The 21944-nt window shown below is 66.0% G+C and carries 20 protein-coding genes; 9 read left to right on the top strand and 11 right to left on the bottom strand.

Going from position 1 to position 21944, the window contains the following annotated elements:
- Positions 1-14: 14 nt before the first annotated feature.
- From FDY95_RS07005 to FDY95_RS06990, 4 genes are all read left to right on the top strand, one after another.
- Positions 15-845 carry a hypothetical protein gene (locus FDY95_RS07005; protein ID WP_138076044.1) on the top strand — a complete coding sequence of 277 codons (831 nt, stop codon included), beginning with the start codon at positions 15-17 and terminating at the stop codon, positions 843-845.
- A 497-nt stretch (positions 846-1342) separates the two neighbouring features.
- Entirely contained in the window at positions 1343-2038 is a 696-nt protein-coding gene (locus FDY95_RS07000) for a hypothetical protein (protein WP_138076042.1), read from the top strand.
- 207 nt (positions 2039-2245) lie between these two features.
- Entirely contained in the window at positions 2246-3757 is a 1512-nt protein-coding gene (locus FDY95_RS06995) for an alpha/beta hydrolase family protein (RefSeq protein WP_138076040.1), read from the top strand.
- 358 nt (positions 3758-4115) lie between these two features.
- Positions 4116-5525: an alpha/beta hydrolase family protein gene (locus FDY95_RS06990; RefSeq protein WP_138076038.1), complete on the top strand. Its 1410-nt coding sequence runs from the start codon at positions 4116-4118 to the stop codon at positions 5523-5525.
- A 134-nt stretch (positions 5526-5659) separates the two neighbouring features.
- On the opposite strand, the gene FDY95_RS06985 is transcribed toward FDY95_RS06990, so the two are convergent.
- The 9 genes from FDY95_RS06985 to FDY95_RS06945 form a co-directional block, all read right to left on the bottom strand.
- Complete coding sequence (locus tag FDY95_RS06985; protein ID WP_138076036.1) at positions 5660-7672, bottom strand: DUF4974 domain-containing protein; 2013 nt, start codon at positions 7670-7672, stop codon at positions 5660-5662.
- A 32-nt stretch (positions 7673-7704) separates the two neighbouring features.
- On the bottom strand, positions 7705-8784 hold the full coding sequence (locus FDY95_RS06980; protein ID WP_138076034.1) for a FecR family protein: 1080 nt from the start codon (positions 8782-8784) through the stop codon (positions 7705-7707).
- 145 nt (positions 8785-8929) lie between these two features.
- Positions 8930-9757, bottom strand: coding sequence for a DUF4249 domain-containing protein (locus FDY95_RS06975; protein ID WP_138076032.1), 828 nt, complete (start codon positions 9755-9757; stop codon positions 8930-8932).
- The gene (locus tag FDY95_RS06970) at positions 9754-10020 is read right to left on the bottom strand and encodes a hypothetical protein (protein ID WP_138076030.1); all 267 of its coding nucleotides are present in this window, start codon (positions 10018-10020) and stop codon (positions 9754-9756) included. Before FDY95_RS06970 ends, FDY95_RS06975 begins: the two co-directional genes overlap by 4 nt.
- Positions 10020-12389 (bottom strand): TonB-dependent receptor, encoded by a 2370-nt coding sequence (locus tag FDY95_RS06965; RefSeq protein ID WP_138076028.1) that lies wholly within the window; start codon positions 12387-12389, stop codon positions 10020-10022. Before FDY95_RS06965 ends, FDY95_RS06970 begins: the two co-directional genes overlap by 1 nt.
- A gap of 248 nt (positions 12390-12637) precedes the next feature.
- Positions 12638-13372 (bottom strand): head GIN domain-containing protein, encoded by a 735-nt coding sequence (locus FDY95_RS06960; RefSeq protein WP_138076026.1) that lies wholly within the window; start codon positions 13370-13372, stop codon positions 12638-12640.
- 105 nt (positions 13373-13477) lie between these two features.
- Positions 13478-14206: a head GIN domain-containing protein gene (locus FDY95_RS06955; protein WP_138076024.1), complete on the bottom strand. Its 729-nt coding sequence runs from the start codon at positions 14204-14206 to the stop codon at positions 13478-13480.
- 106 nt (positions 14207-14312) lie between these two features.
- Positions 14313-14900 carry an RNA polymerase sigma-70 factor gene (locus FDY95_RS06950; protein WP_138076022.1) on the bottom strand — a complete coding sequence of 196 codons (588 nt, stop codon included), beginning with the start codon at positions 14898-14900 and terminating at the stop codon, positions 14313-14315.
- A gap of 136 nt (positions 14901-15036) precedes the next feature.
- The gene (locus tag FDY95_RS06945) at positions 15037-16317 is read right to left on the bottom strand and encodes an MFS transporter (RefSeq protein WP_138076020.1); all 1281 of its coding nucleotides are present in this window, start codon (positions 16315-16317) and stop codon (positions 15037-15039) included.
- A gap of 382 nt (positions 16318-16699) precedes the next feature.
- Here FDY95_RS06945 and FDY95_RS06940 point away from each other — a divergent pair, with 382 nt between their 5' ends.
- The 5 genes from FDY95_RS06940 to nth all read left to right on the top strand — a co-directional run bounded on the left by FDY95_RS06940 (position 16700) and on the right by nth (position 19541).
- The gene (locus FDY95_RS06940) at positions 16700-17125 is read left to right on the top strand and encodes a hypothetical protein (RefSeq protein ID WP_138076018.1); all 426 of its coding nucleotides are present in this window, start codon (positions 16700-16702) and stop codon (positions 17123-17125) included.
- Between the two features lie 74 nt (positions 17126-17199).
- Complete coding sequence (locus tag FDY95_RS06935; RefSeq protein WP_138076016.1) at positions 17200-17736, top strand: DUF6799 domain-containing protein; 537 nt, start codon at positions 17200-17202, stop codon at positions 17734-17736.
- A 238-nt stretch (positions 17737-17974) separates the two neighbouring features.
- A complete protein-coding gene (locus FDY95_RS06930) occupies positions 17975-18610 on the top strand; it encodes an RNA polymerase sigma factor (RefSeq protein WP_111479888.1) in 636 nt (211 codons plus the stop codon).
- Positions 18588-18779, top strand: a complete 192-nt coding sequence (locus FDY95_RS06925; RefSeq protein ID WP_138076269.1) for a hypothetical protein — start codon at positions 18588-18590, stop codon at positions 18777-18779. Before FDY95_RS06930 ends, FDY95_RS06925 begins: the two co-directional genes overlap by 23 nt.
- Positions 18780-18866: 87 nt before the next feature.
- The gene (nth, locus tag FDY95_RS06920; protein WP_138076014.1) at positions 18867-19541 is read left to right on the top strand and encodes an endonuclease III; all 675 of its coding nucleotides are present in this window, start codon (positions 18867-18869) and stop codon (positions 19539-19541) included.
- Here the strand turns inward: nth and FDY95_RS06915 are convergent.
- Positions 19538-20737: a glycosyltransferase family 4 protein gene (locus FDY95_RS06915; protein WP_138076012.1), complete on the bottom strand. Its 1200-nt coding sequence runs from the start codon at positions 20735-20737 to the stop codon at positions 19538-19540. The genes nth and FDY95_RS06915 overlap by 4 nt on opposite strands.
- A 118-nt stretch (positions 20738-20855) precedes the next feature.
- Positions 20856-21875, bottom strand: coding sequence for a gliding motility lipoprotein GldB (gene gldB / locus FDY95_RS06910; RefSeq protein ID WP_138076010.1), 1020 nt, complete (start codon positions 21873-21875; stop codon positions 20856-20858).
- Positions 21876-21944 lie beyond the last annotated feature (69 nt).

Genomic DNA, 21944 nt, shown 5'->3' with positions numbered 1-21944 from the left:
TGCTACCCCGCTTTATGTTCCAGATTCCCGAAAATCTGACCGAGTTTTTGTATTGGTTTAAAGAACGCACGGAAACCTTCTGGCGGCAGAATCCGCGGGTAGAAGAAATGTGGGGGGGGCGTTTCACTGAATGGCCCGCGGGCATTCACTGGATTGGGCTATCAGAGGCCGAAATCGACGCCGTGGAAGCCCGCTACAACGTCCGGTTTACGCCTGACCACCGGGAGTTCCTGCGCGTTCTGCACACCCTCGACCAGCCGTACACGCACATCATCCCCCCGGATTCCTGGGACGAAGGCGGGCCTGTGGCAGAACGCTTGTGCTACAACTGGCTGACGCAGGAGGAGGAAATCCGGCGGCGGCTGGGCAACCCCTACGAGGATTTGCACACCAAATGGATGCCGGTATGGGGCCCCAAGCCGGCAACGGCGGAACAGCAGCTGGCGGCCTTCAACGAGCGGTTTGCCCAGGCCCCGGCGCTACTACCCATCCACATACACCGCTACGTGGTTAGTGAACCGCTAGAGGCGGGCAACCCGGTGCTGTCGATGATGTGGGGTGCCGACATTATCGTGTACTGTTGGAATCTGCGGCACTACCTGCTCTATGAGTTCGGCCAGTACCTAGACATGCCCCCCGAGTCTTACGAGTCTTATTTTGATGAGGAAGACCAGGAGTGGTATGAACGGGTGCCCGAGTTTTCCCGCATCTATGAGCAGGCCTTGGCCACCAGCTTCGGCCGCCGCATTCCGTTGTACGAGGACTTTATCCAGACGTCCCAGGGCTGGCCGCCGCGCGCCGACGACCCGGGCAGCAACGGCTACGGTCCGATTCTGACGCCGTAGCTGCCGCGTTCCGCCCCCCCGTCAACCCCGCGCCGCCCGCGTTCAACCAGACGGCACGGTCTTTTATTCCCCACCCCGCACGCCCAGCTCCCCACCCGCCCCGCCCGAAGCCGCCGTTGCCGCTACCGAAACAGCAGCGGTCAAGACGTGAGAGGTATCCGCCGGCTCCGAAGCCCCACCCGGACCGCCCGAAGCACCGGAACCATCTCCGGTAACTGCTTCGGTCGCACCGGGAAGAGCTTCGTTTGGGCCGGGAAGTACTTCGAGGAGGCCGGGGAGTTCTTGGGTCGTGCCGGGCACTTCATTGGTCGCGCCGGGAGGTTTTTTGGTCGGGCCGGGGGCTTCCTGGGTCGCGCCGGGAAAGGCTTCGGACGGGGCGGGATGACTGACCATTAAGGGCTAGGAAAGCTCCGGCGTAACCGCTAGCTTGGGTGGGCCGTCGGTTACCGATGTGGCGGCTGTGCGGCTATTGTTTCACCTCTTAACTCCCTATTCCCATGCAGGACAAAGACCCTGTGGCCGAGTATCCCTTTACCCAGGCTGACTTATGGCAGCGGTGCCTGGATTTGCACATTGCCCTGGACCGCGACGCGGCCGACTTGGCCAAGCGCGGCGTGACGGCCCAGCGCATTCAGAAGTTTAAAACCGACACGGCGGAGTTCGGCGACATGGAGCCAGATACCGTGCTGAAGCAGGAAGGCGCCGCCGTGACGCAGGACAAGGAAGCCGTGCGCGTGGCGCTGGAAACGACGGTGCAGGCCGTGACCAGCATTATCAGTCTAAAAGACGACGTGCGCTCGGCCCGGTACAAGCGGTTTGGCGTGTCGGATGTATCGAGCGTGAGCGACGCCAAGCTGCACCTGGCGGCTACGATGCTGGTGAAGCAGGGGCGCAAATACCTGGAGGAGTACCAGGAGCAGGGGCTGACGGCGGCGCTACTCGACGACGTGGACACGCAGAACGCGGCCTTCGTGGATAGCCTGGCCGACCGCAAGGAGGCCGAGAGTACCCGCAGCGGGGCCACGCGGGCCCGCATCCTGTTCGCGAACGGGCTGTACCGGCAGCTGGTGCAGCTGTGCGCGGCCGGCGACTCGTGCTGGAAGCTGAGCGACGCGACCAAGGCCGGCGAGTACGTGGTGGACCCGACGCCGGCCGCCGCGCCGGTGGCGCCGCGGGCCGCGGTGGCGGGCTAGGCGCGGGCCGCCGTTCGGAGGCGCCAAAGCCCCGGTTCCGCTGGCGCGGGACCGGGGCTTTTTTGGGCCCGGACGGCTTCGCCGGTGGGTTTCCTCAACTTTCTGTGGCGGGGAGCGTAGGGGCATGGCCGACATTGCTTAATTTTGGTATTTTGCCGGAATAAGGCACCGTAATTCTTCCACCTTGTCGGTTTCTTTTTTCACTTTATGAGGATTTTTTTACGTCATTTCCAGCTTCTGGGGCTGTTGTTATTGGTGGCTGTAGGCGCTACGGCCGGCCCGAAGCCCGGCGCGGCCGACTCGCCCCTGGGCGGGCAATGGCGCGGCTCGTTGAAGGTGCCCAGCGGGGCCTGGGAAATGGTCATTACCATCGTGCCGCTCAGCAACGGCACCCTGTACGCCACCCTCGACGTGCCCAAGCAGAAAATCAGCCGCATGCCGGTGAAGATTGAGCTGAAGGGCAGCGACGTGACCATGCGCATCGAGGAGGCGGCCAGTAAATTCGTGGGCAAGCTCGCGGCCGACGGCAAGCGCATCAGCGGCACCTGGACGCAGCCGGCCCTGACGGGGCCGCTGGTGCTGGAGCGCACCACGGGCACGGTTATCAACGCGGCGACCTTCAAGCCGGCCCTGCCCTACCGCGAGGAAGAGGTGGTGGTGCCCAACAAGGTGGCCAAGCTGCGCCTGACCGGCACGCTGACCATGCCCCAGGGCAAGGGTCCCTTCCCGGCCGTGGTGCTGATTTCGGACTCGGGGCCGCAGGACCGCAACGTGGCGGTGGACAACTACCGCATGTTTCACATCCTGGCCGACTACCTCACCCGGCGCGGCGTGGCCGTGCTCCGCTACGACGACCGGGGCGTGGGCAAATCGACCGGCAACTACAAGCAGGCCACCACGGCCGACCTAGTGTCGGACGCGCAGGCGGCCATGGGTTTTCTGCGGGCGCACTACAAAATCAACAAAACCCAGGTGGGCATGGTGGGCCACGGCGAAGGGGCCAACGTGGCCCTGCTGGCCGCCGCCGACCGGAACGCGCCCGACTACGTGGTGTCCCTGGCGGGCTACGGGCTGTCGGGGCCGGAGGTGCTGAAGCGGCAGCAGGTGGAAATCATGCGCCTGATCGGGGCCAACACCCAGCAGGTAACCTCGGCCCTGCAGCTGCACGAGCAGATGCTGGGCATCATTCGCCAGACGCCCAACAACGACCTGGCCCGGGCCAAGGTGGCGGCCATGCTGCGTATGTCCAACGCCGACATCGACTTTACGATGGTGCAGGCCCGCGCCTACCAGCTGACCTCGCCCTGGTACCGCTATTTCATCGACTTCGACCCGCAGACCAAGCTGAATCAGGTGAAGTGCCCGGTGCTGGCCCTCAACGGCGCCGCCGACCTGCTGGTGGCGGCCAACAAAAACCTGCCGACGCTGCAAAAAGGCCTCAAGGCCAGCGGCAACCGCCGGGTGCAAATCCACAAGCTGACCGGCGTCAACCACTGGTTCCAGTCATCGGCCACCGACTGGCCGCTGGTGAACGGGCAGGTGCAGCCCACGTTTTCGCCCAAGGCCCTGGCCCTGATCCACGGCTGGGTGGCCCAGCACAGCACCCTGCCACCTGCGGCGCCGGACGCCAAAGCGCCGGTGCTGGCCAAGCCCAAGCTGAAAGCCGCCTCGAAATCAACCGGTGGCGTGGCCACCCAGGACAAACGAGCCGCCCGCTAGACGGCTCGTTTGTCCTGTGAGGGTGTGGAATTTCAGGTTTTGGTCATGCTGAGCGCAGTCGAAGCATCTCTACCGCTTCGTTGAATTGTATCAGACGGAGCGGTAGAGATGCTTCGACTGCGCTCAGCATGACGTTCTATAAGCGCTTTTGGCCAACTCCAAACAAATTCTTAAGGAGTAAGCCGACGGCGGAGCAAGTCTAAACGCGCCGCCTGCAACCGGCGGCGGCTGGTTTTTCTCCGTCTGATAGCTGCGTATCCCGGCGTCAGGCGCTGAAGCTGCCTGGAAAGACTAGGCGCTGCTTGTCCGCCATCCGGATAAACCGCTTCATTTGCCTGCTCACCTCATCAAACAGTCTATGCCCGCCTTTCGCCTGCTTGCCTGCCTGTGCCTGCTGATCCTGTGCGGCGGCTTTTCAGCCCTGACCACCGCGGCGGCCCCAGCCCCGCCGAACCTGGCCGGCGACTGGCAGGGCAGCCTCAGCGCCGGCGGCACCGAGGTGCCGCTGGTGTTTCACCTGCAGCAGAGCGCGGGCGGCTACACCGGCACCCTCGACAGCCCCAAGCAGCAGGCCTACGGGCTGCCCATTGCCAGCATCACGGTGCGCGCCGACAGCGTCATCATGCGCCTTACGGCCCCGGCCGTGCGGGTGACGGGCAAGGTTTCGGCCGACGGACAGCAGATCAGCGCCAGCTGGCAGCAGGGCGGGCGCACGGCCCCGCTCACGCTGCGGCGGCAGGCGGCGGGCACGGCCACAGCCGCGCCCCAGCGGCCCCAGGAACCCAAGGCCCCCCTGCCCTACCGGGCCGAGGACGTGACGTTTCGCAACGCCACGGCGGGCATTCGGCTGGCGGGCACCGTGACGGTGCCGCCGGGCCAGGGGCCGTTTCCGGCCGTGGTGCTCGTCAGCGGTTCGGGCCCGCAGGACCGCGACGAAACCGTGTTTGGCCACCACCCCTTCCGCGTGCTGGCCGACTACCTCACCCGCCGCGGCTTCGTGGTGCTGCGCTACGACGACCGGGGCGTGGGCCAGTCGGAAGGCAGCCAGGCCAGCTACACCACCGCCGACGGCGCCACCGATGCCCAGGCCGCCCTGGCCTACCTGCGCCAGCGCCCCGACGTGCAGGCCGCCAAAACGGGTCTCATCGGGCATAGCGAGGGCGCCATGATTGGGCTGCTGACGGCTACCCAGGCCCAGCCGCCGGCGTTTCTGGTGTCGCTGGCCGGGCCGGCGGTGCGCGGGGTGGAAATGATGGTGCGCCAGAACGAGGATCTGGGCCGGGCCAGCGGCATGGAAGCGGAGCAGCTCACCGCCGCCCGCAACCTGAATCAGCAGGTCTACCTGACCGTGCTGCAAACGCCCGACAACCAGCAGGCCCAGGCGCAGGTGGTGAAGCTGCTCACGCAGATCGGGATGAACGCGGCCCAGGCCCAGCAGCAGGCTGCCGCGCTGACCACCGCCTGGTACCGGCAGCTGCTGGCCTTCAACCCCGAGCCGCTGCTGCCCAAGGTGAAGTGCCCGGTGCTGGCCCTCGGCGGCAGCAAGGACCTGCAGGTGGCCGCCGGCCCGAACCTGGCGGCTTGGGAGAAAGGCGTGCGCGCCGGCGGCAATGCCGACGTCACCGCGCAGGAGCTGCCCGGCCTCAACCACCTCTTCCAGACGGCCACCACCGGCCTCACCGACGAGTACGGCCGCCTCACCGAAACCTTCTCCCCTACCGCCTTGGCCGTCATCGGCGACTGGCTGGCCCGACACATGAAGAAGTAAGTTTTTGGACGACGGTAAACGCAAACAGCGCGTCATGCTGAGCTTGTCGAAGCATCTCTACCGAACAACGAAGCGGTAGAGATGCTTCGACAAGCTCAGCATGACGTTCAATGTATTTTCTCGCTTAGTGCGCTTTAGAACCGCAGGCCCACGCTGTAGCCGTACCAGCCGAGCACGCGGGTGCGGGCGTTGCCGTCGTTCAGCCACAGCTTGCGGCCCTGGCTGATATTGGAATAGACCTGCCCTTCGGCGGTATCGTAGCGCTGCGTCACGAGTACGCTGACGGTGGGGCCGGCCACCAAGCGGAAGCGGCTGTCGGGCTTGAAGGGTGTGAGGCCGACGAGCAGGCGCAGCTGGTTGTGCAGGTTCAGGGCGCGGGTCAGGCCGCGCTGCTCCTCGTTGACGTGCATGGCCACGGCGTCGAGGCTGAGGCTGAGGCGGCGGCGGGCCCACATATCGGTACCGAAGCCGTAGCCGGCCGCCCAGCGGCGCGGGCCACTGCCGAAACCGTCGTAGGCGCCGGTGAAGAAGGTGTAGAACGCGGGTGAGCCGCCGAGCTTCAGCGTGGCCGTGACGGGCCAGGTTTCTGAGTTGGTGAGTTCGAGGCGGTGGTAGCCGTGCACCACGAAGTTGAAGGGCGCCAGGCTTACCCCCTGCACGGAATCGGCGAAGTTGACCAGTCCGGCCAGCTGCACGCCGCGCACGGTGCCGGCCACGTTGAACAGCCCGGCGGCCTGCAGCCCGTTGGCTTCCTTGGCCACGTTGAAGAGGCCCGCCGCCTGCCCGCCGTGGATTTCCGTCAGGGCCACGTTGAAGAGGCCCGCGGCCTGCACGGCCATTTCCTTGGGCGCCACCGATGCTTCGTCAAGGCCGCCGCTGGCGGTGGTGGCCAGGGCGGTGCTGGCGGTCAGCTCGGGCTCGGCGGGGCGCTTGCGCGGGCCGGCGTAGTTGAACAGGCCCGCCGTCTGGGCGCCGGCCACCGGACGGGTAGCCAGGTTCAGCAGACCAGCCGCCTGCCAGCCGCGGCCGGGGCCGCCGAGCACGTTGGCCAGCCCGGCGGCCTGAAAGCCGTCGAGGTGGCGGCCGACGACGTTAGCGAGCCCGGCCACCTGCACGCCCGCCACGGTGTCGCGGTCCACGTTGACGAGCCCGCCGGCCTCAAAACCCTCAACGCCCGCCGCGTAGCCGCCCAGCAGATTGATGGAAACGTGGTTGACCGTCTGCCCGCTGCGCAGGCCGTTGGAGCCCAGCGGCCCGAGCAGGGAAATCTGAGCGGGCTTGGTGAACGTGGGACGGGCGGGTTCTTCGAACGTCTCGGTGGCCGGAGCCGCCGCCGAATCGGTGGCCGCGCCGCCCGGGGCGGCTACGGCAGGCACGGCGGCCGTTGGCGCAGCCGCTGCATCGGTGGCGGGCGAACCGGCAGGATTGGCCGTGGCAGCAGGCTCAACGGCAGGCACGGTGGCGCCGGCGGTAGCTTCGGCAGGGCCGTTTTTGCCGGGTGCCGCCGCCTCCGGTTTGCCGACGCGCTTGCTTTCAGCCGACGCCGCGGTGGAAACGCGGCCGGAGGTGGTGCTGCCCTTGGCGGCGGTGCCGGAAGCGGGCTTTACCGGCCCTTTCTTCGCCGGGGCGGCGGGCTTTGGCTTGGCTGGTACGCCGCCGGCCGGGGCGGGCTTCGCCGACTCCGCCGGGGTGGCCGGGCGGGCTTCGGGCTCCTTGGCTGCGGTGGCGGCCGGTTTGTCGGGAGCTTTATCGGTGTCGGCGCGGCTGACGGTGGTAGTCGTAGTGACGGTAGTCGGAGCCGCTTTCGGTGCCGGGGCCTTGGGCGGGGCGGGGTGCAGCACCAACTGGTCGCCCACCAGCTCGTAGCCGATGTTCTTGCCTTCCAGCACCTCGCTCAGCACCGTGCGCAGGGGTTGGTTCTGGGCCGAGAGCGTAACGGGCTGGCGCAGGTTCAGGGCCGTGTTGCTGTAGGAGATGCGCACGCCGTACTGGCGCCGCAGCGTCCGCAGCACCGATTCCAGCGGCGCCTGGTTGAAGGTCACCGTCACCCGGCGGTCCAGCACCGAGCCGGTGCGCACCTGGGCGGCGGCGGGCGCACCGGCCAGTGCGCACAGCACGGCGGCGGCCAGGCATATGCGGTTGCGCATAGCAGGCAAGGGGAAAAATGAAAGAGTATGGGTTACAGGCTGGGGCAGCCCGGTCCGTCGAGGGTGTAGCCGTCGGCCGACTGAGTCACCGACAGGTTGGCCGAGAGGCTGAGCACGCGCAACACCTGCGGCAGCTCGGCCTGGTGGAAAGTGCCGGTGAAGCGGCAGTTGGCCAGCTCGGGGCGGCTCAAAGCCACGGACGTGCCGTAGTAGCGCGTGAGCGTGTTGGCCACTTGGCCCAGCGACTGGTTGTCGAACACCAGCTCGTCGTGCTGCCAGGCGCGGAAGTTCGGGTCGGTGATGCGGCGCTGCACGGCCACGGCGGGCGCGGCGCGGCGAATGACGCCCCGCAGGCCGGGCGTGAGCAGTACCGAATCCTGCACGGTGAGTTTCTGACGGTCGGGGGCGAAGGCCACGCGGCCCGTCACCACCGCCACCTCCACCGAATCTTCGGTGGCGTAGGCACGCACGTTGAACGAGGTGCCGAGCACCCGGGTGCGGGTGTCGCCGGCCAGCACCGTGAAGGGGCGGCCGTGGTCTTTCTGCACCTCAAAAAAGGCCTCGCCGCGCAGCTGTACCACCCGGCTGGTCTGGTTGAAGTCGGCCGCGTAGCTCAGGGTGGAGTTCTTGTTCACCCACACCCGGCTGCCGTCGGGCAGGGTGGCCAGCTGGCGCCGGGGGCCGGCGGCCACCGTCACGGCTTGGGCGGCATTCGATTTCCACAGGAAGGTGCGGGCCACGGCCCAGAAACCCACGAGCAACAGCACGGCCGCGGCCACGCGCATCCACGTCTGCGCCTGGTCCCACATCGGCACCACGCGGCCGGTTTCGGCCGGGGCGGGCGGCGCGGGGGCCGTGCCGCCGGTGGGTTGCAGGCCCGCGGCGGCGCTGAAGCGCTGCCAGGCCGGCTCCACGTCGGCTTCGGTGAAGGCCTCGGCCACGCTGCCGCCCCGCTCCCAGGCCCGCGTCGCGTCGGTGAGCAGGCGCAGGCGGCTGGGCGCGGCGGTCAGCCACTGGTGCAGCTCCGCCTGTTCCGCCGCCGATGCTTCGCCCGCGAGGTGCTTGGCGAGCAGCTCCCAGGGGGCATCGGTATCGGGGTAGAGGTGGAGCATGGCGGTGGTTGAGCGGTGAATTTGCGGAATTTCGGCGGATGTAGCGCAGTCGGAGCAGGCTGGTTCGCGCCGCGTGGCTGCCGCTGGGCCGGTGGTCGGCCGGTACCGACGCACGGGCCCGCGCAGCCAGCGCGGCGCGAAGGGCCTATTGTATCGTCAGGCGGGCCGAGCGCACGGCGGTGCCGGCGAAGTAGCCCACGGCCCGGGGGCCGTTGGGGTCGACGTTGACCACGTTGGAGCGCACGTTGGCCGGGGGCGAGGAAAACAGGCCCACGTTGTTGATCTGGGTGAACATCTCGTTGAGGAAGTAGTAGTAGTCCTGCGGCAGCGAGAGCAGCTGCACGCGCACACTGTCGCCGGGCTGCAGCGGGTCTTCGTTCAGCTCGATGCCGCCGATGTAGCGGCCGTCGACCAAGGCGTCGTCGCGCACTACCAGGTCGCCGGGGTCGTTTTGCAGCTCGCCGTTCAGCCAGATCTTGAAGCGGTAGTAGTCGCCCACGCCGGGCAGCTCGGGGCCGTTGTAGAAGGCGTAGATGCCGTCGTCCCAGCCAGGCTCGTTCTGCTTGAGCTGCTGCGTGAGGCCGTCGATAACGGGCACGCGCTTGATTTCGGTAGCGGCGCGGTACTGCTGGCCCTCGGCCCGTATGCTGAGCAGGTAGTGGTTGCCGATTTTGCCCTGCAGCTGGCGGGTCTGGTAGACGCCGGGGGCGGTTTCGCGCAGGGTTTCGGTCACGCCGTCGTTGTCGCTGAGCACCAGCTCGGCGCCGCGCACGGCGGGCGGCTCCTGGTCTTTGAAGTAGGGGCCGGTTTTGGTTAGGCGGATGGTGTAGGGGCCGGGCTGGTCGGTGATGTTGCCCTCGACGGCCAGCTGGGGCTCGGGCTCGGGCAGGTCCACGTCGACCACGTCGGTGCAGCTGCTGAGCAGGCCGAGGCCGGCCGCGAGCAAGGTCAGGAAAAAGGGGAAGCGTTTCATAGCTCAGAGGGGCAGCGCAGTTCTTGGGAATATTCTATTTCGATGGTCAGCACGCGCCGGCCGGAGGCAGCCGTTTCGATATAGGCACAGCGAAGGCACTCCGGACGCACCCCGAAACCAGCTTCGTAGAAAAGTGACAATCCGGCCGCCGTCGGCGCGACGTGCAGCCGCGTCTCAATGGTGGGGTAGTATGTTTCCACCGGCGGCGAAACGAGGCCGGGTTGCGGCACGGCCGCGGGGCGAAGGGCAGCGGGGCGGGCCATCAGAAGTTGAAGTTGTAGCTGACCGAGGGGATGACCGAGCCGAACACGGCCAGGCGCACGGCCTCGGTTTTGCGCGGGTTGTCCGCGTTCTGGCGGAAGTAGATGCCGTAGGGGTTGCGGCGCGAGTAGGCGTTGTACACCGAAAACACCCACTCGCTCTGCCAGCGCCGGTCGGGCTTCGGCCGGTTCTTCAGCGTGGCGCCGAGGTCGAGGCGGTGGTAGGCGGGCACGCGGTAGTTGTTGCGGGCGTCGCCGCTCACCACCGGCACCACCAGGCCCTCGTACACGAAGCGGCCGTTGGGGAAGGTGGTGGCCACCCCGGTGCCGTAGGCGAAGGAGGCCGAAGCCGTCAGCCGGGGGCCGAGCTGGTACATGCCCACCACGTTGAGGCTGTGCGTCTTGTCGTACTTATTGGGGTACCACTGGTCGCGGTTGATGCCGTCAATCTGCCGCTCCGAGCGGCTCAAGGTGTAGCTCACCCAGCCGGAGAGCTTGCCCTGGCTTTTCTTGACGAAGAACTCGGCGCCGTAGGCCCGGCCCTGGCCGTAGAGCAGCTCGCCCTCCAGGTCCTTGTTGAGCAGGGTATTGGCCCCGTTCACGTAGTCGACCTGGTTGTCCATGGTCTTGCCGAAGACTTCCACCGAGGCCTCGTAGGCGTTGTCGTGGAAGTTGCGGAAGTAGCCCAGCGCCACCTGGTTGCCGCGCTCGGGGCGGATGTTATTGGTACTCGGGCTCCACACGTCCAGCGGCGAGGCGGCGGTGGTGTTCGAAATCAGGTGCACGTACTGGGCCGTGCGGGTGTAGCTGGCTTTCACCGAGCTGTTCAGGTCCACGGTGTAGCGCAGCGAGGCCCGGGGCTCCAGGTTGGCGTAGCGCTTGATCAGCTCCCCGTCCTTGTAAGTGCGGGTGTTGACGGCCGTTTTGCGCTGGCCGGTTTCGCCCACGTAGTCGGAAATGGCGGTGCCCGAGCCCAGGAAGTCGAAAGCCGAGAGGCGCAGGCCGTACTGCAGTTGCAGGCGCGGGCCCAGGGTCTGCTCGTTGTCGAGGTAGGCAGCGTACTCGCCGGCCTGCTGGTCGTCCACTTTCAGCCCGCGGAAGATGGACTCCGAGCTCAGCGACTTCACCGTGGCCGGCTCGAACTGGTAGCGCGTGCCGCTCACGCCGGCGCTGACGGTGTTGTTATCGTTCAGCTGGTAGCTGAAGTCGGCCTTGCCGGTGTAGTTGCGGATTTTGGAGGTCCAGTCGAAGGCCTGGGTGCCATTGGGCACGCCGAGGCCGTAGTCGTACTGGGCCACCACGGCCGAAGCCGAGCCGAACAGCCGCGGGCTGAACTGGTGCGTCCAGCGGGCGGAGGCGCCCATGTTGCCCCAGTCGTTCTTGAACACGTCGGCGAAGTTGAACACGTCGCGGCCCCGGTAGCCGGTCAGGGTCAGCTGGTCCCTGGCGCTGAGGCGGTGGTTGACCTTCAGGTTCAGGTCGTAGAAGTAGGCCTGGTTTTTCCGCTGCTCGGGAATGAGCTTGAGGAACAGGTCGCCGTAGGAGCGGCGCCCGGCCAGCGAAATTGAGGTGCGGTCCTTGATGAGCGGAGCTTCGACGGCCAGACGCGAGGAAATCAGGCCCACGCCGCCGTTCACCGTTAGGCGCTCGGCCTGGCGGCCGTCGCGCATCTTCACGTCGAGCAGGGAGGAGAGGCGGCCACCGTAGCGGGCCGGAATGGCGCCCTTGTAGAGCGTCATGTCCTGCACCGCGTCGGGGTTGAAGGCCGAGAAGAAGCCGAACAGGTGCGACACGTTGTAGACTGGCATTTCGTCCATCAGGATCAGGTTCTGGTCGATGCCGCCGCCGCGCACGTTGAAGCCCGAGGCGCCCTCCCCCACCGTCGTCACGCCGGGCAGCAGCTGAATGCTACGCACCACATCGACTTCGCCGAGCAGCGCGGGCATGAGCTTCACCGTCTTCATATCGAGGCGGTTGACGCTCATTTCGGGCTTTTTCACGTTGTCCTCGGCCCGCAGGCCCGTCACCACCACTTCCTTGGTCTGCTGGCGCTGGGCGCCGAGCTTGACGGAGCGGGTCATATCCCCGTCGAGGGTGAGGGTCACCTGCTGGGGCTCAAAGCCCAGAATCTGGTAGGTGACGACGTGGGTGCCCTTGGGCAGCACGAGGCGGTAAAAGCCGTTTTCGTCGGTGCTGGTTCCCTGGCCGAGGGCCTTGACGAACACGCTGGCGCCCACGAGGGCTTCGCCGGTGGCCGCGTCGCGCAGGGTGCCGCTGAGGGCGGCCGACGCGGCGGGCACGGTTTGGCTCCAGGCGGGGCCGGCGGCCAGCAGCAAGCCGGCCGTCAGCGCCCAGGAGGTAGAGTTTTTCATGTTTGTTTTCAGAGCAGCCCGCAGGCAGCCGACGAGCAGAAACCGGCAGCCAGCGGATGGTGGTTGGAATAAGAGGGGCGGAATGCGGCAGGATGGTTGGTCGGGACGGGTTACGTTTTCGTTAGCCCGTCATGTCGAGCTTGTCGAGACATCTCGCTGGATAGTATTCTATTCGTTGAGGTTACTATCCAGCATCAGCACGCGAGATGTCTCGACAAGCTCGACATGACGTTCTGACGACGCAGACGCTAATTGCCCGTCAATACTTTACCCGAGCCGGAAATGCGGGTGGTGACGGTGGGCGTGCCGCGGTAGTACACCGAGCCCGAGCCGCTGATTTCGGCCGACAGGGTGCGGGAAGCGCGCACGTAGGCCTTGCCCGAGCCCGAAATGCTGGCGTAGGTATCCTGGGTGCTCAGGTCGTAGGCCGATACCTTGCCCGAGCCGGAGATGCTGATGTTGTTAGTGGCGGCCGTGCCGCGCAGCTTCACCTCGCCCGAGCCCGACACGGTGGCGCGCAGCCCGTCGACGCCGGCCAGCTCCATATCGGCGTCGCCCGAGCCCGACACGCCCACTTTAAACGAGTTGGCGGCCCAGGGCGTGGCCGTGCGCAGCTTGCCCGAGCCCGACACCTCGACCTCCGAGAGGGAAGGCGCGGTGATGTACACCTTGATCGGGTCGTGGCCCACCACGCGGGCGTGGCCGTACTCGATTTGCAGCTCGTCGCCGCTCAGCTCGGTTTCGAGCACGTCGAGGATGTTGCGCTGGGCTTCGATGTGTACCTCGCGCTGCGGCCCCTGGGTCAGGATGACTTCGGCGTCAATCTTCAGCTCCACGCGGCTGAAGCTGTTGACGGTGCGCTTCTCGGTTTCCGTCGGCCCGACGCCCCGCACGCGGGGCCCGAACGAGTCGCCCTCGTGCGAGCAGGCGGTGGTGAGCAGCAGGGCCGGGAAGAGCAGGGCGGAAAGCAGGTTGGTTTTCATAGCAGTTGTTTGGAGTTGGATCTGTTTTCGGGGTTCTGAGAGTAGGACTCGCAACCGGCGGCTTACCCCCACGCCGTTGGAAAATATTTTTTTCGGCCCGGGCTTTTAGTCTTCGGCGCCCACGTGGCCGTGGCCCGCGGTGCGCACCGAAACGGCCGGCCGCCCCCGGTAGGTAATGGCGCCGTGGTCCTTGGCGTAGGCGTCGAGCTGCCCCGTCACCCGCACTTTCGCCAGGCCGTGGTCGTCGGCCGTCACCTGGCCGTTCTGGGCCGTCAGCTCGAAGGCCTGCACCAGCCCGTGGCCGGTGGCATCGACCTGCAGGCGCTGCGCCGCCCCGGCCAGCGTGATGTTGCCGTGGTCCTTCACGTCGGCCTTCAGCTCGTCGGTCTGGCCCAGGGTCAGCTCGGCCACGCCGTGGTCTTTCACCCGCACCCGGAAGCTGCCGGCGCTCCAGGTGGCGGAGCTGCGCACGGCGGCGTGGTCGCCCACGGCCACTTCCGTCAGGCTGGGCACGGTCACGTAGGCCCGCACGCGCTTGGTGTCCTTGCCGATGGTGGGCTTGGTCAGGCGCAGCACCAGCTGGTTGCCGTAGAGGCGGGCCTCGGTGATGTCGAGGATGTTGCGCTGGGCTTCCAGGCGCACCGCGGGCTCGGCGCCCTGGCTGAGCACGACTTCGATGTGGTCTTTGGCTTCGAGCCGGCTGAAGGTGTTGACCGTGCGCGTTTCCGTCTCGACGGGGCCGGTGCCGCGCACCCAGGGGCCAAACTCGCCTTTGTCGCAGCCGGTGAGCAGGAGGGTGGCGGCCAGCAGGCCGGGGAGCAGGATGGTTTTCATAGCAGAGGTTGGTTAAGGAGCTTGTTTGGGTATAAGACCCGCTTCCCCGCCGCTACCCCCACGCGCCCCCCAAACTTTTTTTTCTGCCTCAGGCCAAAGCCCCGCGCTACAGCATCAGCAGCCAGGAGTGCAGCCCCGACAGAAAGCCGCTGAGCCGGTCGCGCAGGATGCGCAGGGCCTTGCCCATCTGGTTTTCCACGGTTTTGGGCGCTACGTCCAGGGCCTCGGCAATCTGCTGGTAGCTCAGACCCTCCTGGCGGCTCATCAAAAACACCGCCCGGCACTGCGGCGGCAGCGCTTCCAGGGCCACGGCCACCAGCTGCTCCGCGTCCTGGGCGTCGAGCTGCTCGGCGGTGGTGTCGCGGGCGGGCTCCACGAAGCTGGCCTCTTCCCAACCTACCTGCCGCTTGCTGCGCTCGGCGTGGCGCAGGGCCGCGTTCATGGCGGCGCGGTAGAGGTAGGCCTTGTAAGTGGTGCTGATGACGAGGGTTTCGCGGTTGTGCCAGATGCGCAGGAACACGTCCTGCAGCAGGTCCTCGGCCACGGCGCGGTCCTGCACCACCCGGTAAATCACGTTGCCCAGCGGCCGGTAGTAGCCCTTGAACAGGGCCTGCATAAACGCCTCCCCGTCGCCGGTACGCTGCAGCTCCGCGAGGCGGACTTCGAGAGCATCAAGCGTGTCGACTTCGGGCATAGCAACGGCGTAAGACTAGCGCGGGGCCCGGCAGCTCGGCTGCCGGGCCCCGCAAAGCTACGGAACATAGCGTTTCGGCTAGGCTTTATCGAAGGATGAATTGTATGTGATACGCCCGCCGGTTCTGCCTCTGCCCTTACGCCGCAGCTTCCTCCTTCACGTCGTGCAGGCGGCGCAGGCGCGGGGCCAGCGCCGCCGTGATGCCCACCACCAGAATGGTCATCGTGCCGCCGAATACCACCGAGCGCACCGTACCCAGCAGCCGGGCCATGGCCCCCGATTCGAAGGCACCCAGCTCGTTGGAGGAGCCGATAAAGATGTTGTTCACCGCCGACACCCGCCCCTTCATGTGCTCGGGCGTGAAGGTGTGGATGAGCGTGGAGCGCACGATGACCGACACCGAGTCGAACACCCCGGTCATGAACAGCAGAAACAGTGACAGCACGAAGTTGGTCGACACGGCAAACAGGATGGTCGCCAGCCCGAACCCGGCTACCGCCCACAGTAGCTTCTGCCCGGCTTTGTGGCGCAGCGGGAAGTACGTCAGCGCCACGGCCATCAGCACCGAGCCCACGGCCGGCGCGGCCTCCAGGTGGCCCAGCCCGTCGGCGCCCACTTTCAGGATATCCACCGCGTAAATCGGCAGCAGGGCCACCGCCCCGCCGAAGAGCACCGCAAACATATCCAGCGCCAGCGCCGACAGCACCAGCTGGTTGCTGAAGATAAACCGCAGCCCGCTCAGGATGCTGGCGCCCAGCTTCAGCTGCTCGCCCACGCGCTCGGGCAGCGGCCGCCCCTTGATGCTCACGAACTGCAGCAGAGCCAGCGTGAGCAGGCCCGTTGCCACCGCGTAGGAGTTGGTCACGCCGACAAACTTGATGAGGTAGCCCCCCAGGGCCGGCCCCACCACCGACGAAGCCTGCCAGGTGGTACTGTTCCAGGTAATGGCGTTGGGCAGCACGCTGCGGTCGGGCAGCAGCTGCGGCATAAAGGCGAACAGCGCCGGCCCCAGGAAGCCGCGGGCAATGCCGCTCAGGAAGATGACGCCGTACAGCGGCAGGGTGTAAAACACCTCCCGGGCCAGCAGCGGCCGCCCCATCGGCGAGGCCAGCGCCCAGAGCGCGGCCGCGCACAGCAGCAGCAGGGCCACCATAGCCACCACGATATTCTTGCGCCGCACCGTATCGGCCACGTGCCCGGCGTAGAGCGACACGCCGATGCTCGGCACGGCCTCGGCCAGCCCGATGAAGCCCAGCGCCAGCGGGTCGTTGGTCAGGTGCAGAATCTGCCAGCTCACCACCAGCCCCTGAATGCGCGTGGCCAGCACAAAGCACGCCCGGGCCGAAATCAGGCGGCGAAACTCGGGCAGCCGTAGGGCGGCGTAGGGGTCGTGGGGGCGCAAATCGGCAGTACTCATCGGGAGGCCTCTGGTCGGAATAGCAGCGGCAAAGGTAGTCCGCCCCGCGCCAGCACTATCGATTGTGCAAATCTGCGCGAAACTCGTCCGTTAGACTTGGAAAAGGTCAGCGGTTTTCGTACCATTGTTATACAACGCCCCGGCGCGGCATCCCATCTGATGCTTCCCTTGCGGCTCCACCGGCCCGGCTTTTCAGCGCTCCGTTTCTCACCTATTGCTGGTTGCCCGCTCCCGGCCGGCAGCCCCGCTTGCCCGGTGCCAAAGCGCCACCCTTTGGCTTGATTTTCCCGCTAGCAGCTCGCGCAGCCTGATCTGCGGGATGCTCCTTTGTTGCCTGGCTGCGCCCCCACCGGCGCGGTGCTACTCATTTCGTCGTACCCCTATGAGCACCGCCCCCACCGATTTCGTCGACCTCTCGTTCCGCACCGACCTAGGCCTGCTGTTCAGCCGCTGGCTGCGCAGCACCTCCGATGCCGAAGTACGCCTCGGCTACGAAGCCGCGCTGGCCGTAGCGGCCCCGCACGGCGCCCGCTACTGGCTGCTGGATATGCGCCGCCGCGGCCCGGCCAGCCTCGCGGCCACCCGTTGGGTTATAGACACCTTTCTGCCGCGCCTGGCCGAATACTTTGCCCAGCCCGTCTACCTGGCCTACCTGCTCTCCCCCTCGCACCTGACGGACTTCGCGCCCACGGCGCGGCCGGCCGCGCCCAAGGCCTACGAGGTAGCCCTGTTCTCCGACGAGGCGGCCGCCCTGCACTGGCTGGAGCATTGCCGCCACGCCGAAGCGGCCCCCACCCCGGTGCTCTGAGCAACGGCCGCTGCCCGCCCTGCGTACTGGCAAGCTGAGCGCGCGGCGCCCACACCCCGCCGCGCCCCGCCCCCATGCGCCGATTGCTGCTGACTGCCGTCCTGAGTTGCTTCACCCTGCTGGCGCTGGCTCAGCAACCCGTTTACAGCCTGAAAGACGGCGCCTTCCGCGAAAACGGCGTGGTGATGAAGCTGCAGGCCGGACAGGCCTTCCGCCTCGAAGGCCCACTGACGCTCAACGACGGCTCCGTTATCAACCCCTCGGGCATTCTGGTGAAGAAGGACGGCACCCGCCAGTTGCTGCCCAACGGCCAGGCCGTAAACATGCAGGGCGTGGTAGTGAATCTGCGCGATGATATGCAATCGGCCCAGAGCATCGAGCAGCGCAACCGCGCCGTGGCCGGTGGCCGCGGCGAAGCGCAGATTACCGGCCTGCCCGCCAACTCGGTTTCGCCCGCCACCGTGCAGCAGCTGCAGGCCTTGGAGCGCCGCGTGGCCCTGCTCCAGCAGCTCACCGACCGCCTCGCCGACCGCACCGCGCAGGCCGTGGGCGCTGCCCCCGGCGCGGCGGCCCTCGATGAGCAGTTGCGCGGCCTCGGCAGCCCGCGTTGAACCCCGCGGGGCTCGATTCTTGCTAGTGCCCAGCCCGCTGCCTCAGCGGGCTTTTTTTACGCCCGCCGGAAGCTCTGAAAAAATATTGTCGTGAACTGGGCAGTACCCGTTGCATCCGATGTAACAGAATTATACATTTGGTCACTGCGATAATTCATTCGCTCTTCACTTCCCTGTTTTTCACGGCAACCTGCACAATATGGCCTAAAGCTCTACGTTCCCCTAACCGTAGCCCTTTATGGAAACCATGCAGCCGAGCGACTCCGCGTTGATATCGCTCTACATTGCCGGCAAGGAAGAAGCCTTCGCCCTGTTGCTCGCCCGCCATAAGCGTCGGGTCTTCACCACGATCATGCTGATTGTGAAAGACCCCGTTGTGGCCGAAGACCTGCTGCAGGATGCGTTTATCAAGGCGGTTCACACGATGAAAAGTGGCCGGTACAATGAAGAGGGAAAGTTCTCGTCGTGGATTTGCCGCATTGCCCACAACTTAGCCATCGACTTTTTCCGGCGCCAGAAGCGCAACCCCCAGCTTAACCTCGACGCCACCGGCCACGCGTTCAACTCGTTGTCGTTGTCGGAAGAAAGCGTGGACCATACTCTCTCGCGGGAGGAAACCCACGCGCGCCTTCGGGAGTTAATCCAGGAGTTGCCGGCCGCGCAAAAGGAAGTGCTCATCATGCGTCACTACGGCGACATGAGCTTCCAGGAAATTGCCGACGCGACGGGGGTGAGCATCAATACGGCGCTGGGTCGTATGCGCTACGCGCTCATCAACCTGCGGAAGAAAATGGCCGCCCAACCAGTTTTCTATGATCAAAACCTTTACCCACGAGACCCTGCTCCGGTATGTGTACAACGAATTGCCGGCTAAGGAGAACCACGACGTAGAGCAAGCCCTGCTGCACGACGCCGCCCTGGCCGCCCGGTGCGCCGACCTGCTCGAAGCCCAGCGCTACCTCGACGCGCTGCAGCCCGGCCCTTCCGACCGCGCCGTGCAGAACATCCTGCAATACTCCCGCACCTTTCTGCGAGCGGAGTAACGATGAAATGGTGAGGTGGTGAAATAGGGAGTGTAGCTTTGTTGAAAGGCTGACTCGCCATTTCACCACCTCACCATTTCACCTTTTATGCGCCTGGCCGAACGGTTTCGCCGCTTTCTAGGGTACTTCACCGAAAACTTTCCCGCGCCCGAAACCGAGCTGCACTACGGCAGCCCCTACGAGCTGCTGGTGGCCGTGGTGCTCAGCGCCCAGTGCACCGACAAGCGGGTGAACCTGGTCACACCCAAGCTGTTCGAGCAGTTCCCGACGGCGGAGCGGCTGGCAGCGGCTTCGGCGGAAGACATCTTCCCATTTATCCGCAGCGTGTCGTACCCGAACAACAAGGCCAAGCACCTGGCTGGGCTGGGCCGCATGCTGGTAGAGAAGTTCGATGGCGAAGTGCCCGACCGACTCGAAGACCTGCAGCTGCTGCCCGGCGTGGGGCGCAAGACGGCCAACGTCATCGTGTCGGTTATCTACAATCAGCCCGCCATGGCCGTGGATACGCACGTGTTCCGGGTAGCGCACCGCCTGGGCTTGGTGCCGCGTTCGGCCACCACGCCGCTGGCGGTGGAGAAAGGACTGGTCAAGCACATTCCGGAGGAGCTGATTCCGAAGGCCCACCACTGGCTGATTCTGCACGGCCGCTACATCTGCGTGGCGCGCAGCCCCAAGTGCCTGCAGTGCCCGCTGACGGATATCTGCAAGTACTATAACAACTCGGTAAAGCCGACTTTGGAGCCCGCAGTTGCGCCGGTTTAGCCGGCCGCCTGCTCCAGAATCAACTGCATCCGGGCTGCCAGCTGCTGCCGGTCGAACAACTGCCGGGCTACGGCCTGCCCGCGCTGCCCGGCGGCCCGCGTTTCCGCCGGGGCCTCAAGGATGCGCCCCAACTGCGCGGCCAGTAGCTGCGGCTGCTCGGCGGGCACGTACCAGCCGCAGCGGTGCTCTTCGACAAACTGCCTGGTCCAGCCCGGGTTGGTGACGACAACGGGTGTGCCAACGGCGAGGCTGTCGTAGAACTTGGCCGGCGAGTTGGTGTCGAGCACGGGCTTGCTGATGAACGACACCACCGATACATCGGCCGCGGCCAGCCAGGTGAATACGGCGTGCCGCGGCTGCGGCGGCACCAGCCGGATAGCGGGGCAACGGCCCGCCGCCTCGCGCAGCATGGGCTCGTAGTAGCCGTGGCCCATAAACAGCCAGACTACTTCAGGGCGCTGATGATACAGGGTTTCAGCGGCCTGCACCAGCGTGGAAATGTCGTTGGCGCGGCCGAAGGTACCGGCATACAGCACCACCGGCCGGCCTTCCAGCCCCTGCTCGTGCCGCAGCGCCGCCACGGCTTCGGGCGTGGCGCGGGCCGCCTGATCGAGGTCCGTGCCGTTCAGGATGGTGCTGATTTTGGCGTCGTCAATGCCCAGCTGGCGCACGTAATCCGTCATGCCCGGCGAGAGGGTGACAATGTGCTGGGCCTGCTCGTAAAGGCGTCTCTCGGCCGCATACAGCTGCTGCCGGGCCAGCGGGTTGCGCACCGCTCCCATTTCAATGGGAAACGTCGGCCACAGATCCTGCACTTCGAACACCCAGGGCACCCGCCGCTGCCGCGCCACCTGCCCGGCCACCCAGGCCGCCGACAGGGGCGTGCTGATGCCCCAGATAACGTCGGGTTTCGGAATGCGCAGCCCCTGGCGCCAGGCATAGCCCATGTACTTCACGAAGGCCCAGCCCCGCGCCGCCACACCCATGCGGTTGTGGTAGGGAATATCGGCGGCCAGCAGCTGCACGCCTTCGGGCAGCCAGGGGTATTGCTGTGTCAGACGCTGCCGCTCCCAGGTGTTAGTCGTTATCAGCGTTACCTCGTGCCGGCGGGCAATGTGCTGCAGCAAGCTGTAATGCCTGCTGGTGGCCGGACAGTCGGGGTTGGTGTGGTACTGGCTGAAAACGGCAATGCGCACGGGAAGGTGAAATGGTGAGGTGGTGAACTGATGAGTTTGATGGTTGGGAAGCTACAGCACAGCCGCGCAGCCTGCGCAGCCAGAACGTCACTCACCAGTTCACCGCCTCACCATTTCACTACTTCCGGGGGCGGTAGTGCGAGTCGCTCAGGATGCGCTGGGCGTCCTTGGTGGCCATGAGCTGGGCCAGGGTCACCTTGGGGTTGTCGGCCATGTACTTGCGCACAATCTGCCAGCCCACCCACTGGCCCACCCGGCCGGGGCAGGTTTTGTCGATTTCGGGCACGTTGGGCCGCTCGCCCACATACTTCTGGATCAGGAAGGGGTTGGTATCGTACAGCAGGTTTTTCTGCAGGAAGTGGCCCCAGATTTTGGCCTCGTTGAAGTGCACGTTCTCCAGGTCCTTGGCCGAAAAGCCAATCAGCAGCGAGTCGTCGGCGCAGGGCAGCACCTTTTCGGCGAAGTACAGCGCTTTGCCGTTCTGAATCATCTCGGCCAGCGTGGTGGTGGCGGTCAGCGCCTTCTTGTTGTATTTGCTCGACACGGCCAGGGCCACCGTCGGCAGCACGTATTCGGGCCGGTAGCGGCGCTGGATGTAAGCCGGCACGTTGGGCAGGTACACCGCCTTCGGACCCACAAAGAAATCGGTGCTGATGACCAGCAGGCTGTCGTTGACGAAGATATCCTGGCTCAGGCCGCTGACGAAGGTTTTGGCCTGCGGCACCTTGAAATCGGGGAAATAGTAGCGCACGTACTGGAACATGCGCTGCAGATTGCCCTGCCACTGCTCGGCGTTCTGGAAGGTGCTGTCGGCCTGCTGGCCCAGCTTCTGCAGACCGGGATTGGTAGCCAGTTTCACCAGCGTCTGCTGCAGCACTTCGTCGGAAGGGTACTTCGGGCGCTGCAGGAAGTAGCGGGCAAACAGCGGCTCCCGATCCATAAACTGCTTGGCGTCGGCGGGCGTGCGGATCTGGAAGAAGGGCTTCTCCAGGCGCTGCAATTGCACGGGCGCCTGCACGGCGGCCACGTCGGCGGGCATTTCACAGGACTTCTCGTCGCGGCTGCAAGCGGTTTGCAGGAGCAGCAGGGTTGCCAGAGCCGGCAGGCTCAGCCAGGAGTGCAAACGCGGGAAACGCATGGTTGGTCGCAAGGGGCGTCTATATTTAGGGCGAAATTAGCCAAAACGCCGGCCCGCCCGTATCCGGCC

Source organism: Hymenobacter jeollabukensis, from assembly GCF_005771675.1.
GTDB lineage: Bacteria > Bacteroidota > Bacteroidia > Cytophagales > Hymenobacteraceae > Solirubrum > Solirubrum jeollabukense.
Note: the sequence above shows the minus strand (reverse complement) of the source record. Positions and strands in the feature narration are given on the sequence as shown.

Excerpts from the sequence above, each read along its gene's own strand:
- FDY95_RS06950 (WP_138076022.1), bottom strand. The coding sequence starts at position 14,900 with ATGCCCGAAGTCGACACGCTTGATGCTCTCGAAGTCCGCCTCGCGGAG.
- FDY95_RS06970 (WP_138076030.1), bottom strand. The coding sequence starts at position 10,020 with ATGGCCCGCCCCGCTGCCCTTCGCCCCGCGGCCGTGCCGCAACCCGGC.
- FDY95_RS06980 (WP_138076034.1), bottom strand. The coding sequence starts at position 8,784 with ATGCTCCACCTCTACCCCGATACCGATGCCCCCTGGGAGCTGCTCGCC.
- FDY95_RS06935 (WP_138076016.1), top strand. The coding sequence starts at position 17,200 with ATGCGCCGATTGCTGCTGACTGCCGTCCTGAGTTGCTTCACCCTGCTG.
- FDY95_RS06940 (WP_138076018.1), top strand. The coding sequence starts at position 16,700 with ATGAGCACCGCCCCCACCGATTTCGTCGACCTCTCGTTCCGCACCGAC.
- FDY95_RS06955 (WP_138076024.1), bottom strand. The coding sequence starts at position 14,206 with ATGAAAACCATCCTGCTCCCCGGCCTGCTGGCCGCCACCCTCCTGCTC.
- FDY95_RS06995 (WP_138076040.1), top strand. The coding sequence starts at position 2,246 with ATGAGGATTTTTTTACGTCATTTCCAGCTTCTGGGGCTGTTGTTATTG.
- gldB (WP_138076010.1), bottom strand. The coding sequence starts at position 21,875 with ATGCGTTTCCCGCGTTTGCACTCCTGGCTGAGCCTGCCGGCTCTGGCA.
- FDY95_RS06945 (WP_138076020.1), bottom strand. The coding sequence starts at position 16,317 with ATGAGTACTGCCGATTTGCGCCCCCACGACCCCTACGCCGCCCTACGG.
- FDY95_RS07005 (WP_138076044.1), top strand. The coding sequence starts at position 15 with ATGTTCCAGATTCCCGAAAATCTGACCGAGTTTTTGTATTGGTTTAAA.
- FDY95_RS06960 (WP_138076026.1), bottom strand. The coding sequence starts at position 13,372 with ATGAAAACCAACCTGCTTTCCGCCCTGCTCTTCCCGGCCCTGCTGCTC.
- FDY95_RS06990 (WP_138076038.1), top strand. The coding sequence starts at position 4,116 with ATGCCCGCCTTTCGCCTGCTTGCCTGCCTGTGCCTGCTGATCCTGTGC.
- FDY95_RS06975 (WP_138076032.1), bottom strand. The coding sequence starts at position 9,757 with ATGAAACGCTTCCCCTTTTTCCTGACCTTGCTCGCGGCCGGCCTCGGC.
- FDY95_RS07000 (WP_138076042.1), top strand. The coding sequence starts at position 1,343 with ATGCAGGACAAAGACCCTGTGGCCGAGTATCCCTTTACCCAGGCTGAC.
- nth (WP_138076014.1), top strand. The coding sequence starts at position 18,867 with ATGCGCCTGGCCGAACGGTTTCGCCGCTTTCTAGGGTACTTCACCGAA.
- FDY95_RS06985 (WP_138076036.1), bottom strand. The coding sequence starts at position 7,672 with ATGCGCAACCGCATATGCCTGGCCGCCGCCGTGCTGTGCGCACTGGCC.
- FDY95_RS06965 (WP_138076028.1), bottom strand. The coding sequence starts at position 12,389 with ATGAAAAACTCTACCTCCTGGGCGCTGACGGCCGGCTTGCTGCTGGCC.
- FDY95_RS06930 (WP_111479888.1), top strand. The coding sequence starts at position 17,975 with ATGGAAACCATGCAGCCGAGCGACTCCGCGTTGATATCGCTCTACATT.